The following is a 14,977-nucleotide window of genomic DNA, read 5'->3' as shown; positions in this document are numbered from 1 at the left end:
ATGCAGCGCTGGTCGGCACGCATCGATCCGCCGTGGTCACTGGATGCCTGGCGGGCAGCAGCGCGCCAGGGGCTCGCTGCCAGCGTGGCACCCGAACAGATCGACTGGCTGGAGGGCACCGAGACCTCGCTGCTGGCTGCGCCTGCGCTTGCTGGCGCGGCGACGTCAGGCGACAGCGGCGCACCCGTCCCACGCGTATCCAAGGCCTTCCTGGAACTGGCGGCCAGCGTGCTATGCCACCGCGATCCGCAGCGCCTGCCGCTGCTGTACCGCTTGCTGTGGCGGATAGCCCACGGCCAACGCGAGGTGCTGTCCAACCCCGCCGATGCCGATGTGCTGCGCGCCAATGCGCTGGCGCAGGCGGTACGCCGCGATTCGCACAAGATGAAGGCCTTCGTCCGGTTCCGCGAGGTGCCCGGCGAGGACGATGCGTTCATCGCCTGGTTCGAGCCGGACCATCACATCGTGGACCGCGTCGCGCCATTCTTCGCGCGCCGCTTCGCCGGCATGCGCTGGGCCATCCTGACACCCTCGCGCAGTGCGTACTGGGATGGCAGCCAACTGAGCGCCGGCCCCGGCGCTCAGCGCAGCGACGCCCCCGCCGATGACTCACGCGAGGAGCTGTGGCGCACCTACTACGCCAGCATCTTCAACCCGGCGCGGTTGAATGAGCGGATGATGCGCCAGGAGATGCCGGTGAAATACTGGAAGCACCTGCCCGAAGCCACGTTGCTGCCGCAGCTGGTGCGCGATGCCGGTACGCGCGTGGAGGAAATGCATGCGCGCCAAGCGTTGGCGCCGCAGCGCCGGATTCCCGAGGCACCGTTGCTGCCGTCGGCAGCCGCCGCACGCGCCGCTGAAACCGAACCGGATTCACTCACCGCGCAGCGGCACCGCGCCGCCGCCTGCCGGCGCTGCGCGCTGTGGGAACCGGCCACCCAGACCGTGTTCGGCGAAGGACCGGCCGATGCGCGGGTGATGCTGATCGGTGAGCAGCCCGGAGACCGCGAAGACCTCAGCGGCCGACCGTTCGTTGGCCCGGCCGGCCAGTTGCTGGACCGCGTGCTCGCCGAAGCCGGCATTGATCGGACCACGCTGTACCTGACCAACGCGGTCAAGCATTTCCGCTTCCAGCGCCGCAGCAAAGTCCGCGTGCACCAGCGCCCCGACCGCGAGCACGTGCAGGCCTGCCGTTCCTGGCTGGCAGGTGAGATCGAACAGGTTCGTCCGGATACCGTGGTGTGCCTGGGCGCTACGGCCGCCTCGGCGCTGCTCGGCGCGGCGTTCCGTTTCAGCGAGGGGCGTGGCCAGTGGCACACTCTGCATGACGGCACCCCCGCGCTGGTCACCGTGCATCCATCCTGGGTACTGCGCCAGGGCGAGGGCGCAGCGCGCGAGGCTGCCCATGCACTGCTGCTGGCCGATATCAGGAAGCTCGGCGGACCGCCGGCAGTTTGATCCTGGCCCAGGTGGGCGCATGGTCACTGGCCTTTTCCTGCAGGCGCACCCAACGGTCGACGCCGGCCTCGACCACACCCTGCGCCAGCACCGGATTCAGCAGCAGGTGGTCGATGCGCAGGCCGCGGTCGCGTTGCGCGTGCTGGCGGAAATAGTCCCAGAAGGTATATACCCGCTGCTCACCGGAACAGGACCGCAGTGCATCGGTCCAGCCCTGCGCCAGGAGCTTCTGGTAGGCCTCGCGCACCGCCGGCTGGATCAGCGCATCCTTCTTCCACGCGGCGGCGTCGTACACATCCTCGTCGGTGGGAATGACATTGAAATCACCGAGCATCGCAACGGGATGCTCCAGCTTCACCAGGCTGCGGGCATGCCGCGCGAGCCGCTGCATCCACGCCAGCTTGTAATCATATTTCGGCCCCGGCTGCGGATTACCGTTGGGCAGGTAAAGCGCGGCCACCACGATGCCGTGCGCCGCCGCCTCGATATATCGCGCCTGGGTATCCGCGGGTGCGCCGGGCAGACCGCGGCGACTCTCCACCGGAACGCTGCCGCGGGCCAGCAGGGCCACGCCGTTCCACGACGCCTGGCCCTGCCATATCGCCCCGTAGCCTGCGCCCTCGATGGCGGCGATCGGGAACGCACTGTCGATCGCCTTCAGTTCCTGCAGGGCGACGATATCCGGCTGTTCCTGCTCCAGCCACGCCAGCAGGTGCGGCAGACGGCTGTTGATGCCGTTGACGTTGAAGGTCGCGATCGTCAGCGTGCGCGAACGGGGCATGCGGCACCTCGGTTGCTGCGGATGGACCGGCACAGGATGGCGCGGGCGGGCTGAAAGCCGCGCGACGACACCGCCGCCGTAGAATGGAGCATGCTTTCCCTGTCCGGCCTGTTCCTCGCCGCCCTCATCGCCGCCACCCTGCTGCCCGCCCAGTCCGAGGCGGTGCTGGTGGCCCTGCTGCTGGACGGCGGCGATCCGGTCCTGCTGGTCGCGGTGGCGACCGCCGGCAACGTGCTGGGATCGCTGGTCAACTGGTGGCTCGGCCTGCAGGTGCAACGGTTCCAGGGGCGTCGCTGGTTCCCGGTATCGCCAGCACGGCTGGAACGCGCGCAGGCCTGGTATCGACGTTCTGGGCGCTGGTCGCTGCTGCTGTCGTGGGCTCCGGTGATCGGCGACCCGATCACCCTGGCGGCCGGCGTGATGCGCGAGCCGCTGCGGGTGTTCCTGCCGCTGGTGTTCATCGCCAAGGGCATGCGCTACATCGTGCTCGCGTTGGTCACCCTGGGGCTGATGTAGACCGGTAGCGCCGACCCATGGTCGGCGAGCGCAGCGGGCCGTTGGTGCATCACCGGAACGGATGAAATTCCGTTGACACGAGGCCGTCGAGCGGTCTGATATTCTGCGCGTCCTTCCCATCGTGCATCCTGCCCGTCGTCGTCGATGCCAGTACCTGCCCCGGCCCTGCCGCCTACCCGTGCCGAGCGCCTGAAACGCGCCACCCATGAAACGCACGAGCGGCTGGACCAGCGCATCATGGCCCAACGCATCTTCGAAAGCCGCGAACGCTTCGCCGCCTTCCTGCGCGTGCAGCACCGCCTGCACCAGCACGTGGACAGCCTCTACGCCGCACCGGCATTGCAGCCGCTGCTGCCCGACCTGCCTGCCCGGCGCCGGCTGGAAGGGATCAGCCGCGACCTGTCCGACCTGCAGTCGCCCCTGCCTGCGCCGGTCCCGGTGCTGCCCGCCACCCTGCCCCTGCCCGCCGCGCTGGGCTGGCTGTACGTGGCCGAGGGATCCGCGTTGGGCGGTGCGGTGATCTACAGGCTTGCTGCCCCGCTGGGCGTGGACCGGGCCTTCGGCGCACGCCATCTTGCTCCTCCTGCCGGGGGCGTTGCGTCCCATTGGCGCCGCTTCACCACTGCATTGAATGCCATCGTGCTGCCCGCGGCGGACGAACGGCACGTGGAGGACGGCGCACGCGCTGCCTTCGCCGCCGTGGGCAGGTTCGTTACCGAGGAGTTCCCATGAACGACGCCCCTGATGTCGACCTGGATCTATCCAGCTGCGCGCGTGAACCGATCCATACGCCCGGGGCCATCCAGCCGTACGGCCTGTTGCTGGTGGTGGACCCGCTGTCGATGCGGGTGCAGGAACGTGCCGTAGGCCAGTCCCACGTGCTGGAGGACTTCGGCGATCCGCTGGACCAGCACCTGGACCGGGTGCTCGGCGGCGCGCTGGTGCCCTATCGACGGCACCTTGACCTGCTGGCACCGGAATCCACGGTGTTCCTCGGCTCGGTCCAGCTCGGGCGGTCCGGTCGCCACCATGCGCTGGCGCACCGCAGCGAAACCCATTTCATCATCGAACTTGAAGAGCCGGTCGACGGCGAACCCGGCTCGCTGGAAGATCTCTATCCCCACATCCGCCGCTTCATGGGCGAGGTCGAGACGGCGCCGGACATCGCTTCGCTGTGCGAGATCGGTGCGCGCCACGTGCGCGGCCTGGCCGGTTTCGACCGCACGCTGATCTACCAGTTCGACAAGGACTGGAACGGCGCGGTGGTGGCCGAAGATCGCAACGACCGGCTGCCGTCCTACATGGACCTGCGTTTCCCCGAATCGGATATCCCGGCGCAGGCACGAGAGCTGTATCGCCGCAACCGCGTGCGGCTGATCGCCGACAACGACTACCGGGCGGTGCCGCTGCTGCGCAGTGCAGCCCTGGCCGGCGCCGCCCCCACCGACCTCAGCCTGGCGGTCCTGCGCAGTGTCTCGCCCGTGCACCTGCAGTACATGCGCAACATGGGAACCGGCGCCTCGCTGTCGGTGTCGCTGCTGGCAGAAGGCCGTCTGTGGGGGCTGGTGTCCTGCCACAACCAGCTGCCGCGCCGCGTGCCCTACCACGTGCGCACCGCGTGCGAGTTCATCGGGCAGATCCTTTCGCTGCAGATCGCCTTGAAGGAACGCGCGTTGGCGGTGGAGGAGCGCATCGCGCGGCGTGCCATCCAGGTCCGCCTGCTCGGGCGGATGGCCGGCGACGAAGATTTCATGGCGGCGCTGGGCCGCGACCAGAAAAGCCTGCTGGACCTTACCGGCGCCACCGGCGCGGCGATCGTCCACCGCGGCCAATGCGTGCTGCTGGGGCAGACCCCGGGCCAGACCGACGTCAATGCGCTGGTGGACTGGCTGACCCGCCATCACCCCGCGGAGGATGTGTTCCACACCGATGCCCTGCCCGCGATCTGGCCGGAAGCGGCGGCCTTCGCCGACCTCGCCAGCGGCGTCATGGCCATTTCAATCTCGCAGCTGCACGACAGTTTCGTGCTGTGGTTCCGCGCCGAAGTCATGCGCACGGTGCGCTGGGGCGGCGAACCCCGCAAGGCCGTCGTCGACGGCAGGCTTTCGCCGCGGCTGTCCTTCGAGGCGTGGAAGGAAACGGTGCGCGAGCAGTCCACGCCCTGGCAGGACGTGGACCGCGACGCCGCGATCGAGCTGCGCACGGCCATCGTCGACATCGTGCTGCGCAAGGCCGAGGAAATGGCCGAACTCAATGAACAGCTGCTGCGCAGCAACAAGGAGCTGGAGGCGTTTTCCTATTCGGTCAGCCACGACCTGCGCGCGCCGTTCCGCCACATCGTCGGCTATTCCGAGCTGCTGGGAAGTTCGGCGGCGGACAAGCTGACCGACACCGAAAAACGCTTCCTGGCCACGATCGTGGAGTCGGCCAAGTCCGCCGGCACGCTGGTCGATGACCTGCTCAGCTTCTCGCAGATGGGCCGTTCCAGCATGGGCCTGGTGAGCGTGGATGTCGCCACGCTGGTGGAAGACGTGCAGCGCAACCTGGTGATGGAAACCGGCGGGCGCAGCATCACCTGGTCCATCGCAGCGTTGCCGCGGGTCGAGGCCGATTCCAGCATGCTGCGGCTGGTATGGCAGAACCTGCTGGGCAATGCGATCAAGTTCACCCGTGACAGCGCCGAGCCGACCATCGAAATCGGCCACGAAGACAACGGCAGCGAGCACGTCTTCCATGTCCGCGACAATGGCTGCGGCTTCGACATGCGCTATGTCGACAAGCTGTTCGGGGTATTCCAGCGACTGCACCACGCCGACGAGTTCGAAGGCACCGGCATCGGGCTGGCCAATGTCCACCGCATCGTCAGCCGGCACGGCGGCCGCACCTGGGCCGAAGGCGAGCCGGGCGTCGGCGCCACGTTCCATTTCACCTTACCGTATTCCCAACGAGGTACTGCATGAGGGACCTGCGACCGATCCTGCTCGTGGAAGACAACCCGAAAGACGCCGAGCTGACCCTCGATGCGCTGGCGCGCTGCCAGTTGCTCAACCAGGTCACACACGTGCGCGACGGGGTCGAGGCACTGCAGTACCTGCGCGGCGAAGGCGCCTGGAAGGACCTCAACCATGGGGGTCCCGTGGTCGTGCTGCTGGACCTGAAACTGCCCAAGTTGAACGGCCTGGAAGTGCTGGCCGAGGTGCGCGGTGACCGCCACCTCAGCCGCACCCCGATCGTGATGCTGACGTCCTCGCGCGAAGAGCAGGACCTGGTGCGCAGCTACGAGCTGGGCGTCAATGCGTTCGTCGTCAAGCCGGTGGACTTCAAGGAGTTCTTCGACGCCATCCAGGGTCTGGGCATGTTCTGGGGCATCACCAACAATCCGCCGCCGCATCCCATCCGCCCGCCAGGCCAAGGCCGCACGAATGACTGAAACCCGAGGGGATGCGCCGATCCGCATCCTCATGCTCGAGGACAGTGCGCTCGACGCGGAACTGATCCAAGCGCAGCTGGCGCGCGCGCGCATGGCGTTCGTGATCCAGCGCGTGTGGACGCGGGAGGCGTTCCTCGCCGAACTCGATGGTGATCGCCACGACGTGATCCTTGCCGACCACGTCCTGCCCGGCTTCGACGGCGACACTGCGTTGACCCTGGCCAGCGAGCGGGTACCGCAGCTGCCTTTCATCTTCGTCTCCGGCACCCTGACCGAAGAACTCGCGGTGCAGGCGCTGACCCGCGGCGCGCGCGACTACGTGGTCAAGCAGCGCCTGCAGCGCCTGCCCGATGCCATCCTGCGCGCGATCCGCGAAGCCGAGGCCAGGGAGAAGCTGCGCCGGGCCGAGGTGGAACTGAAACAGAGCCGTGACCGCCTGCAGCTGATCACCGATTCGATGCCCGCGCTGATCGCCCACCTGGGCCCGGACCATCGTTACCGGTTTGCCAACAATGCCTACCAGGCCTGGCATGGACGGCCGCCAGCGGAGATGATCGGCCTGCAGATCAGTGAAGTGGCCGGCCCGGGCATGTTCGACGCCGCCCTGCCCCACCTGCAGCAGGTGCTGCAGGGTCAACGGGTCAGCTTCGAGCTGGAGGTCCCGCGTGCCGACGGGAGTGCTCGCCATGTGCTGCTCGACGGCGTGCCGGAGATCGCCGCCGATGGCCAGGTGGCCGGCTACTACACCCTGGCCCGCGACATCAGCGACCTCAAGCAGGCCGAGCTGTTGCTGCGTGATGCCAACGAATCGCTTGAACAGCAGGTCGAGCAGCGCACCGCCGACCTGCGCCAGAGCGAAAGCCGGCTGCAGGCCGTGTTTGAATCCAGCTTCCAGCTGCAGGTGCTGATCAGTCCGGAGGGCCGCGTGCTGGATGCCAACCGGGCCTCGCTGGCGGCGATCCTGGCAGAAAAGAGCGACGTCAGTGGCGGCCTGTTCTGGGACTCGGCCTGGTTTTCGGGCAGCCCGGATGCGGCCACCGCCGTGCACGGCGCGGTGCAGGCCGCTGCCGTCGGCAACGAATCCCGGCAGGAACTGGAACTGCAGCTGCCCACCGGCACCCGCTCGTTCGAGTTTTCCTTCCGCCCGCTGTTCGATCACCACCGGACGGTCACCGCCGTGGTCTCCGAAGCGGTGGAAACCACTGCACGCCGGCAGGCCGAAGAGGCGTTGCGGCAGAGCCAGAAGATCGAGGCGGTTGGCCAGCTGACCGGTGGCATCGCCCACGATTTCAACAACATCCTGACCGTCATCGCGGGCAACGTGGAGCATGCCAAGCTGCTCACCGATCGCCTCGGCGAGCAGGCAGGCCCCGTTTCGCGCCCGCTGGACAACGCACTGAAGGGGGTGATGCGCGCGGCCAGCCTCACCCAGCGCCTGCTGGCCTTCGCACGCCGCCAGCCGCTGCTGAACCAGGCGGTCAACCTCAACGAGCAGGTGCAGGGCATGCAGGACATGCTGCAGCGCGCGCTCGGTGAACTGGTCAGGCTGGAGATCGCGACCGCGCCGGATGTGTGGTGCGTGGAGGTCGATCCGGGCCAGCTGGAAGCTTCCATCCTCAACCTGGCGGTGAACGCACGTGATGCGATGCCGGACGGCGGTACGCTGGTGCTGGAGACCGGCACCGGCGTGCTGGATGAGGAGTTCGCCGAGCAGAATCCGGACGTCCCGCCCGGGCAGTACGCGGTGCTGCGGGTGCGCGATGATGGGCATGGCATGGACGCGGACACCATGGCCCGGGTATTCGAACCGTTCTTCACCACCAAGGAAGTCGGTCGTGGAACCGGTCTCGGCCTGTCGATGGTGTATGGCTTCGTCAAGCAGTCCGGTGGCCACGTGCAGCTGGATTCCGCGCCCGGCAGCGGCACGGTGATCACCATGCTGTTCCCGCGTTCCAGCCTGCCGCTGCCGGGCCCGCGGCTGGCCGAGGACAATGGCTACGCCGAGTACGAGGCACAGGATGAAATCATCCTGGTGGCCGAAGACAACGACGACGTGCGTGCCTACACCGTCGAAGCGCTGCGACAGTTCGGCTACCGCGTCCTGGAGGCGCATGACGGGCCGTCGGCGCTGCGGCTTCTGGATCGTCCCGACGTGGACGTGGACCTGCTGTTTTCGGATATCGTGATGCCCGGCATGACCGGCTGGGAGCTCGCCCGCCAGTCGCGCCAGCGCAAGCCCGCGCTGAGCATCCTGTTCACCTCGGGCTATCCGCGCGACCACCAGTCCAACAACCAGCTCGGCCGCAACATCGCGATCCTGCCCAAGCCGTTCACCCGCATCGACCTGGCACGAGCGGTGCGTGGCACCCTGGACGAAGAACGCGCCGACTGACCGGCCCGCCCGGGGCGCGGCAGGTCCGATCAGCCCGTCGGCGGCCACGCACCGTTGATGCCGCCGCTGGCATGCTGGACCGTCCTCCACGACCGGGCTGCCTCTTGACTGATCCCGCCGCCGCACCTGCAGGGCCTTCGCCCGCGCGAAACCTTCGCCGCTGGTTGTTGCGCGTAGTCTGGATCGCCGTGCTGATCGTGGCCGGCGGTGCGCTCTGGAACAGCCGCTGGGCCGCTGTGCCGCGCGCGATGTGGGAGATCTCGCGGATGCCCGCGCCCACCGCGCTGCCGGTCCCGGTCGAAGGCGTCCGCGCACGCCAGGTGGCCGACACCTTCGGTGCCCCGCGCGGCGCCGACCGCACCCATGCCGGCGTGGACATCTTCGCCGCACGCGGCACCGCCGTGCGCAGCGCCACCCGCGGCATCGTGATGGACGTGCGCGAGGGCGGCCTGGGCGGGCGCCAGGTGTGGATCCAGGGGCCCGCGCGGGAACGCTATTACTACGCCCACCTGGATGGCTGGCGGGACGGGCTGGCGCGCGGCGAGGTGGTCGATGCGGGCACGCTGCTGGGTTACGTCGGGGACACCGGCAATGCGAAAGGCACGCCGCCGCACCTGCACTGGGGCATCTACGGCGCGCAGGGCGCCTACGATCCGCTGCCCCTGCTGAAGGCCTGGGCAGCGCGCCCGCCGCCAGCGCCGGCTCACTGACGCCGCGCGCCTCTGCTCCTTTCTCCCCCCGGGCGTCGGTTCACCCCCTGACTACTTCGCTGCGGCCATGCTGGAGTCCTCGGCGCTCTGCCTGGATCGGAGCGCCGCGATCCCCTCAGCCATGCCTGCACCCGCCATAGAGGATCCGCCTTGCATGAATACCCTTCCCGAATTCGCGCTCAGCCGGCGCACCCTGCTGAAGCTCGGCGCGGGCTCGGCATCGGTGCTGGTCGCCCCTGCCGCCATGGCTGACGTGCCTGGAATCGGCGCCTCCGCGCGCGCGCCGGTCACCGCCGAGGTGGCTTTCAAGGTCAACGGCAAGGCGCGCGCACTGAAGCTGGATACGCGGGTCACCCTGCTGGACGCGCTGCGCGAGCACCTGCAGCTGACCGGCACCAAGAAAGGCTGCGACCACGGCCAGTGCGGCGCCTGCACGGTGATCGTCGACGGCCGCCGCATCAACGCCTGCCTGAGCCTGGCGGTGATGCACGAAGGTGCCGAGATCACCACCATCGAGGGCCTGGGATCACCCGATGACCTGCACCCGATGCAGGCCGCCTTCGTCAAACATGATGGCTACCAGTGCGGCTATTGCACGCCGGGGCAGATCTGCTCGGCCGTTGCGGTACTGAAGGAAATCAAGGATGGAATCCCCAGCCATGTCACCGCCGACCTCACCGCACGCAGCGAGGCAAGCGCTGAGGAAATACGCGAGCGCATGAGTGGCAACCTGTGTCGCTGCGGCGCGTACTCCAACATCATCGAAGCCATCGAAGACGTCGGAGGCCAGCGCGCATGAGAGCCTTCACCTACGAACGCGCGCGCACCCCTGCCGAAGCCGCCGCGGCCGCCGCCCGCACCCAGGGTGCCCGCTTCATCGCCGGCGGCACCAACCTGCTGGACCTGATGAAGCTGGAGATCGAGATCCCCAGCCATCTGATCGACGTCAATGGGCTCAAGCTGGATACCATCGAGGCCACCGAGGACGGCGGCGTGCGCATCGGCGCACTGGTGCGCAACACCGACCTGGCCGCCGACAGCCGGATCCGCCGCGACTATGCCCTGCTGACCCGTGCGCTGGTCGCAGGCGCGTCCGGACAGTTGCGTAACAAGGCAACCACCGCCGGCAACCTGCTGCAGCGCACCCGCTGCCCCTATTTCTACGATACCGCCCAGCCCTGCAACAAGCGCCTGCCCGGCAGTGGCTGCGCGGCCATCGGCGGCGTCAGCCGGCAGTTGGCGGTGATCGGCACCAGCCCCTCTTGCATTGCCACCCATCCCAGCGACATGGCCGTGGCGATGATGCTCCTGGATGCAACGGTGGAGACCGTGCGCGCCGACGGCAGCACCCGACGCATCGCACTGGCTGATTTCTACCGCGCACCGGGAAAGACCCCGCACATCGAGACGGTGCTGGAGAAGGGTGAGCTGATCACCGCGGCCCTCCTGCCTGCTCCGCTGGGCGGTACCCACATCTACCGCAAGGTACGCGACCGCGCGTCCTACGCGTTCGCGCTGGTGTCGGTCGCCGCCGTGCTGCAGGCCGACGGCAGCGGCCGCGTGGCACTGGGGGGCGTGGCCTACAGGCCATGGCGCAGCGACGCCGCCGACGCGCTGTTGCCGCAGGGCGCGCGTGCGGTGGTCGGCAACCTGCTGCAGGGCGCCACGCCCAGTCCCGGAAACCAGTTCAAGGTACAGCTTGCCGAACGCACGCTGGCCTCGGTCCTGCTGCAGGCGAGGAGCTGATCCATGAAATTCGATACCCCCGCAGGCACCAATCCGATCGACCAGATGAAGGTGGTCGGCAAGCCGCTGGATCGCATCGACGGCCCGCAGAAGACCACCGGACACGCCCGTTATGCGTATGAGTGGCACGACGTCGCCGCATCGCCGGCCTATGGCTACGTGGTCGGCGCCGGCATCGCCAAGGGCCGCATCACCCGCATGGACCTCGACGCCGCACGTGCCTCGCCGGGCGTGCTGGCCATCGTCACCGCCGACAACGCCGGCCCCCTGCACAAGGGCGACCGCAATACCGCCCCGTTGCTGGGTGGCCCGCAGGTCGACCACTACCACCAGGCACTGGCACTGGTGGTGGCCGAAACCTTCGAACAGGCGCGCGCCGCCGCGGACCTGGTACGGATCCGCTATGCCCCGAGCAAGGGAGTGTTCGACCTTGACGCTGCGAAAAAGGCCGGAAACACGCTGCAGGACACCGACCCCGATGCACGCGTGGGCAATTTCGAGAAAGCCTACGGCGATGCACCGGTCACGCTGGACGCCACGTACCACACGCCTGACCAGTCGCACGCGATGATGGAACCGCACGCCTCGCTGGCGGCCTGGGAGGGTGACCAGCTGACCGTGTGGACCTCCAACCAGATGATCGCCTGGGGAAAGAAAGACCTGGCCACCACGCTCGGCCTGCCGGAGGACAAGGTACGGCTGGTGTCGCCGTTCATCGGCGGTGGCTTCGGCGGCAAGTTGTTCATCCGTTCCGACGTGGTACTGGCCGCTTTGGGCGCGCGTGCGGCCAAGCGTCCGGTCAAGCTGGCGCTGCAGCGGCCGCTGATCGCCAACAACACCACCCACCGGCCTGCCACCGTGCAGCGCATCCGGCTGGGTGCCACCGCCGAAGGCACGCTCACCGCGATCGGACATGAATCGTGGTCGGGCAACCTTGCCGGCGGTTCGCCGGAGGAGGCGGTACAGCAGACCAAGCTGCTGTATGCCGGCGCCAATCGACTGGCCGGCCTGCGCCTGCACACGATGGACCTGCCGGAAGGCAACGCCATGCGCGCACCGGGCGAGGCACCGGGGCTGATGGCGCTGGAAATCGCCATGGACGAAATGGCCGAGAAGCTGAAGCTGGACCCGGTCGAATTCCGGATCCGCAACGATACCCAGGTCGACCCGTCCAACCCCGAAAGGCCGTTCTCGCAGCGGCAGCTGGTGCAGTGCCTGCAGGAGGGCGCGCAGCGCTTCGGCTGGGACAAGCGCTCCGCCGCGCCGGCCCAGCGCCGCGATGGCCGCTGGCTGGTCGGCATGGGCGTGGCCGCCGGCTTCCGCAACAACCTGGTAATGAAGTCCGGCGCGCGGGTGCGGCTGGACGACAAGGGCCATGTCACCGTGGAAACCGACATGACCGACATCGGTACCGGCAGCTACACCATCCTCGGCCAGACCGCGGCGGAAATGCTCGGCGTCAGCCTGGACCAGGTCACGGTGAAGCTGGGAGATTCCAGCTTCCCGGCCTCGGCCGGTTCGGGAGGCCAGTGGGGCGCCAACAGTGCCACCGCCGGCGTGTTCGCGGCCTGCACCAAACTGCGCGCGGCCATTGCCGGCAAGCTCGGCTACGACGCGGACAGCGCCACTTTCGCCGACGGCAAGGTCCGCGATGGCAGCCGCTCGGCGGCGCTGGGCAAGGCCGCCGCCGATGGTGACCTGGTGGTCGAAGACAGCATCGAGTTCGCCAGCCTGGAAGAGAAGTACCAGCAGTCCACCTTCGCTGCACATTTCGTGGAAGTCGGCGTGGACGTGGCCACCGGCGAAAGCCGCATCCGCCGCATGCTCGCCGTGTGCGCCGCCGGCCGCATCCTCAATCCGAAGACCGCCCGCAGCCAGGTGATCGGTGCGATGACGATGGGCATCGGCGCGGCGCTGTCCGAAGAGCTGGCCGTCGATACCCGCCTGGGCTTCTTCGTCAACCACGATCTTGCCGGCTATGAAGTGCCGGTGCATGCCGATGTCCCGCACCAGGAGGTCGTGTTCCTGGACGAAGCCGATGCGATCTCTTCGCCGATGAAGGCCAAGGGCGTGGGTGAGCTGGGCCTGTGCGGCGTCAGCGCGGCGGTGGCCAACGCGATCTACAACGCGACCGGCGTGCGCGTGCGCAGCTACCCAATCACGCTGGACAAGCTGCTCGGTGAACTGCCGGACATCGCATGACCCGGCTGCCTGCCATCCCGGTAGTGGACGTGCCCGACGCCGGGATGGCCCGGGTGGTGGAGGCCGCGGCCGCTGCCTGCACCGCTGGCCAGCCGGTGACGCTGGCGGTGGTGCTGGAGACCGAAGGCTCGACCTACGCGCGGGCCGGCACCCTGGTGCTGTTCGGCGAACACACGCACATCGGTTGGCTCAGCGGCGGCTGCCTGGAGCCGGAGATCGAACGCGTGGCACAGGAGTGCGCCACGAGCGGACGCATCGGCTGGATGGAGATCGACACCCGCGACGATTCCGCGCTGTTCTCCGGCAACGCGGTCGGCTGCCGCGGCTGCCAGCGCCTGCTGCTGTTGCCGTTGTCCGCGCTGACGGGATGCGCCGCGGTGCTGCAGGGATGGTTGCGCGGCGAAGGTCCGTTGCGGCTGGACGCGGACGCCGGCGGCGGCGTGCGGATCGGCTGTGCAGGGTTCGCGGTGGAGCAGCGCCTTCCCTCCGATCGCTGTGGTTTCGATGCGCCGCAGGGGCTGTGGTCGCTGCGCTGGATGCCGCCACCGCGCGCCCTGCTGCTCGGCGCCGGTCCCGAGGTGGCGGCGCTGTGGCCAACGCTGCAGGGCCTGGGCTGGCAGGTGCGGGTAGCGGACCCGCGCGCAACGTGGCGCGCGCGCAGCCCGGTCGAGGTGGAGGCACTGGCTGCCGCGACCGCGCTGGCCACGGCCTCCGTCGTGCCCGATGTCGTGCTCGTGATGCATCACAATTTTGAACTTGACCTGCAGGCGCTGGAGGCGCTGGCGCCCTGCCCCGTGCCGTTCATCGGCCTGCTGGGCCCGACCCGGCGCCGCGATGACCTGTTCTCGTTGCTGCCCGATGCCGCCCGGCACGCGTTGCAGCCACGCCTGCATGCGCCGGTGGGGCTGGACCTGGGGGGGCGCGGCCCCGACGCGATTGCGTTGAGCATTGCCGCCCAGCTGCAATCGTGGCGCCATGATGTCTTGGCGCCCGCGTGAGTGAGCTCGTCGGGCATGCGGTGGTGCTGCTCGCCGCCGGCAGCAGCACACGGCTGGGCCAGCCCAAACAGCTGCTGCGCCGCGACGGCGAAACCCTGTTGCACCGGGCGGCACGCATCGCGCTGGAGACCGGCCCGGAGGTCTTCATCGTTGTCCTGGGCAGCGATCCGTCTGCGTACCAGGCCGCACTCCAGGACCTGCCGCACGAGACGGTCATCAACGAAAACGCCGCCAGCGGCATGGCCAGCAGCCTGCAGGCGGCTGCATCGCACGTGGCCGGCCATGCCCAGGTGCTGGTGCTGATGTCGGACCAGCCGGCGCTTTCGACCGCGCACCTGCAGCGCCTGCTGGATGGGGCACGCCGGTCATGCTCCGGCTGCGCCGCTACCCGCCTGCAGGGGCTGGCCGGGGTGCCGGCGGTGGTGCCCGGTCACTGGTTCGACGCGTTGCCGCAACGCGCATCGAATGCGGGCTTCCGTGCCCGCCTGCGCGCGCTCACCGACGATGCGTTGGTGCTGTTGCCGGCAGGCGGGCTGGAGCTTGATATCGACACCCCGCAGGATTTGGCGCATGCGCGTTCGCTGGGGCTGCTGGATACCTGATCCCGAAACCACCAGTCGTCCTGGATGCCGGCCTGGGCCGGGGGGGGGGGGGGGGGGGGGGGGGGGGGCAAAAGCCCCCCCCGGCCCGCCGGGGGGGCGCCCCCCCAGCCCCCCCCCCCCCCCCCCCCCCCCCCCCCCCCGA

13 protein-coding genes are annotated in these 14,977 nt (G+C 68.8%); 12 read left to right on the top strand and 1 reads right to left on the bottom strand.

Annotated elements, in window-relative coordinates; translation table 11 throughout:
• The gene (locus ABE522_RS04175) at positions 1-1,458 is read left to right on the top strand and encodes a UdgX family uracil-DNA binding protein (RefSeq protein ID WP_346590673.1); all 1,458 of its coding nucleotides are present in this window, start codon (positions 1-3) and stop codon (positions 1,456-1,458) included.
• On the opposite strand, the gene xth is transcribed toward ABE522_RS04175, so the two are convergent.
• Positions 1,427-2,239 (bottom strand): exodeoxyribonuclease III, encoded by an 813-nt coding sequence (xth, locus tag ABE522_RS04170; protein WP_346590628.1) that lies wholly within the window; start codon positions 2,237-2,239, stop codon positions 1,427-1,429. The genes ABE522_RS04175 and xth overlap by 32 nt on opposite strands.
• A gap of 90 nt (positions 2,240-2,329) precedes the next feature.
• Here xth and ABE522_RS04165 point away from each other — a divergent pair, with 90 nt between their 5' ends.
• From ABE522_RS04165 to ABE522_RS04115, 11 genes are all read left to right on the top strand, one after another.
• Complete coding sequence (locus ABE522_RS04165; protein ID WP_346590627.1) at positions 2,330-2,755, top strand: YqaA family protein; 426 nt, start codon at positions 2,330-2,332, stop codon at positions 2,753-2,755.
• Between the two features lie 144 nt (positions 2,756-2,899).
• Complete coding sequence (locus ABE522_RS04160) at positions 2,900-3,487, top strand: biliverdin-producing heme oxygenase (RefSeq protein WP_346590626.1); 588 nt, start codon at positions 2,900-2,902, stop codon at positions 3,485-3,487.
• A complete protein-coding gene (locus ABE522_RS04155; protein ID WP_346590625.1) occupies positions 3,484-5,715 on the top strand; it encodes an ATP-binding protein in 2,232 nt (743 codons plus the stop codon). The genes ABE522_RS04160 and ABE522_RS04155 overlap by 4 nt, the downstream gene beginning before the upstream one ends.
• On the top strand, positions 5,712-6,185 hold the full coding sequence (locus tag ABE522_RS04150) for a response regulator (protein ID WP_101100981.1): 474 nt from the start codon (positions 5,712-5,714) through the stop codon (positions 6,183-6,185). Before ABE522_RS04155 ends, ABE522_RS04150 begins: the two co-directional genes overlap by 4 nt.
• A complete protein-coding gene (locus tag ABE522_RS04145; protein WP_346590624.1) occupies positions 6,178-8,577 on the top strand; it encodes a PAS domain-containing protein in 2,400 nt (799 codons plus the stop codon). The genes ABE522_RS04150 and ABE522_RS04145 overlap by 8 nt, the downstream gene beginning before the upstream one ends.
• Before the next feature lie 71 nt (positions 8,578-8,648).
• Positions 8,649-9,287: a M23 family metallopeptidase gene (locus ABE522_RS04140; RefSeq protein ID WP_406846300.1), complete on the top strand. Its 639-nt coding sequence runs from the start codon at positions 8,649-8,651 to the stop codon at positions 9,285-9,287.
• Between the two features lie 67 nt (positions 9,288-9,354).
• A complete protein-coding gene (gene paoA, locus ABE522_RS04135; protein WP_406846299.1) occupies positions 9,355-10,086 on the top strand; it encodes an aldehyde dehydrogenase iron-sulfur subunit PaoA in 732 nt (243 codons plus the stop codon).
• Positions 10,083-11,033, top strand: a complete 951-nt coding sequence (locus tag ABE522_RS04130; protein WP_346590621.1) for an FAD binding domain-containing protein — start codon at positions 10,083-10,085, stop codon at positions 11,031-11,033. Before paoA ends, ABE522_RS04130 begins: the two co-directional genes overlap by 4 nt.
• 3 nt (positions 11,034-11,036) lie before the next feature.
• On the top strand, positions 11,037-13,235 hold the full coding sequence (gene paoC / locus ABE522_RS04125) for an aldehyde oxidoreductase molybdenum-binding subunit PaoC (RefSeq protein ID WP_346590620.1): 2,199 nt from the start codon (positions 11,037-11,039) through the stop codon (positions 13,233-13,235).
• The gene (locus tag ABE522_RS04120) at positions 13,232-14,233 is read left to right on the top strand and encodes an XdhC family protein (protein ID WP_346590619.1); all 1,002 of its coding nucleotides are present in this window, start codon (positions 13,232-13,234) and stop codon (positions 14,231-14,233) included. The genes paoC and ABE522_RS04120 overlap by 4 nt, the downstream gene beginning before the upstream one ends.
• On the top strand, positions 14,230-14,835 hold the full coding sequence (locus tag ABE522_RS04115; RefSeq protein ID WP_346590618.1) for a nucleotidyltransferase family protein: 606 nt from the start codon (positions 14,230-14,232) through the stop codon (positions 14,833-14,835). The genes ABE522_RS04120 and ABE522_RS04115 overlap by 4 nt, the downstream gene beginning before the upstream one ends.
• The last annotated feature ends 142 nt before the right edge of the window (positions 14,836-14,977 follow it).

Source organism: Stenotrophomonas lacuserhaii, assembly GCF_039674585.1.
Lineage (GTDB): Bacteria > Pseudomonadota > Gammaproteobacteria > Xanthomonadales > Xanthomonadaceae > Stenotrophomonas > Stenotrophomonas pennii_A.
Note: the sequence above shows the minus strand (reverse complement) of the source record. Positions and strands in the feature narration are given on the sequence as shown.

What these genes read in the sequence shown, in the direction of transcription:
- paoC (WP_346590620.1), top strand. Translation starts at nt 11,037, where the DNA reads ATGAAATTCGATACCCCCGCAGGCACCAATCCGATCGACCAGATGAAG.
- ABE522_RS04140 (WP_406846300.1), top strand. Translation starts at nt 8,649, where the DNA reads ATGCTGGACCGTCCTCCACGACCGGGCTGCCTCTTGACTGATCCCGCC.
- ABE522_RS04165 (WP_346590627.1), top strand. Translation starts at nt 2,330, where the DNA reads ATGCTTTCCCTGTCCGGCCTGTTCCTCGCCGCCCTCATCGCCGCCACC.
- ABE522_RS04145 (WP_346590624.1), top strand. Translation starts at nt 6,178, where the DNA reads ATGACTGAAACCCGAGGGGATGCGCCGATCCGCATCCTCATGCTCGAG.
- ABE522_RS04160 (WP_346590626.1), top strand. Translation starts at nt 2,900, where the DNA reads ATGCCAGTACCTGCCCCGGCCCTGCCGCCTACCCGTGCCGAGCGCCTG.
- ABE522_RS04155 (WP_346590625.1), top strand. Translation starts at nt 3,484, where the DNA reads ATGAACGACGCCCCTGATGTCGACCTGGATCTATCCAGCTGCGCGCGT.
- ABE522_RS04175 (WP_346590673.1), top strand. Translation starts at nt 1, where the DNA reads ATGCAGCGCTGGTCGGCACGCATCGATCCGCCGTGGTCACTGGATGCC.
- paoA (WP_406846299.1), top strand. Translation starts at nt 9,355, where the DNA reads ATGCTGGAGTCCTCGGCGCTCTGCCTGGATCGGAGCGCCGCGATCCCC.
- ABE522_RS04150 (WP_101100981.1), top strand. Translation starts at nt 5,712, where the DNA reads ATGAGGGACCTGCGACCGATCCTGCTCGTGGAAGACAACCCGAAAGAC.
- ABE522_RS04120 (WP_346590619.1), top strand. Translation starts at nt 13,232, where the DNA reads ATGACCCGGCTGCCTGCCATCCCGGTAGTGGACGTGCCCGACGCCGGG.
- xth (WP_346590628.1), bottom strand. Translation starts at nt 2,239, where the DNA reads ATGCCCCGTTCGCGCACGCTGACGATCGCGACCTTCAACGTCAACGGC.
- ABE522_RS04130 (WP_346590621.1), top strand. Translation starts at nt 10,083, where the DNA reads ATGAGAGCCTTCACCTACGAACGCGCGCGCACCCCTGCCGAAGCCGCC.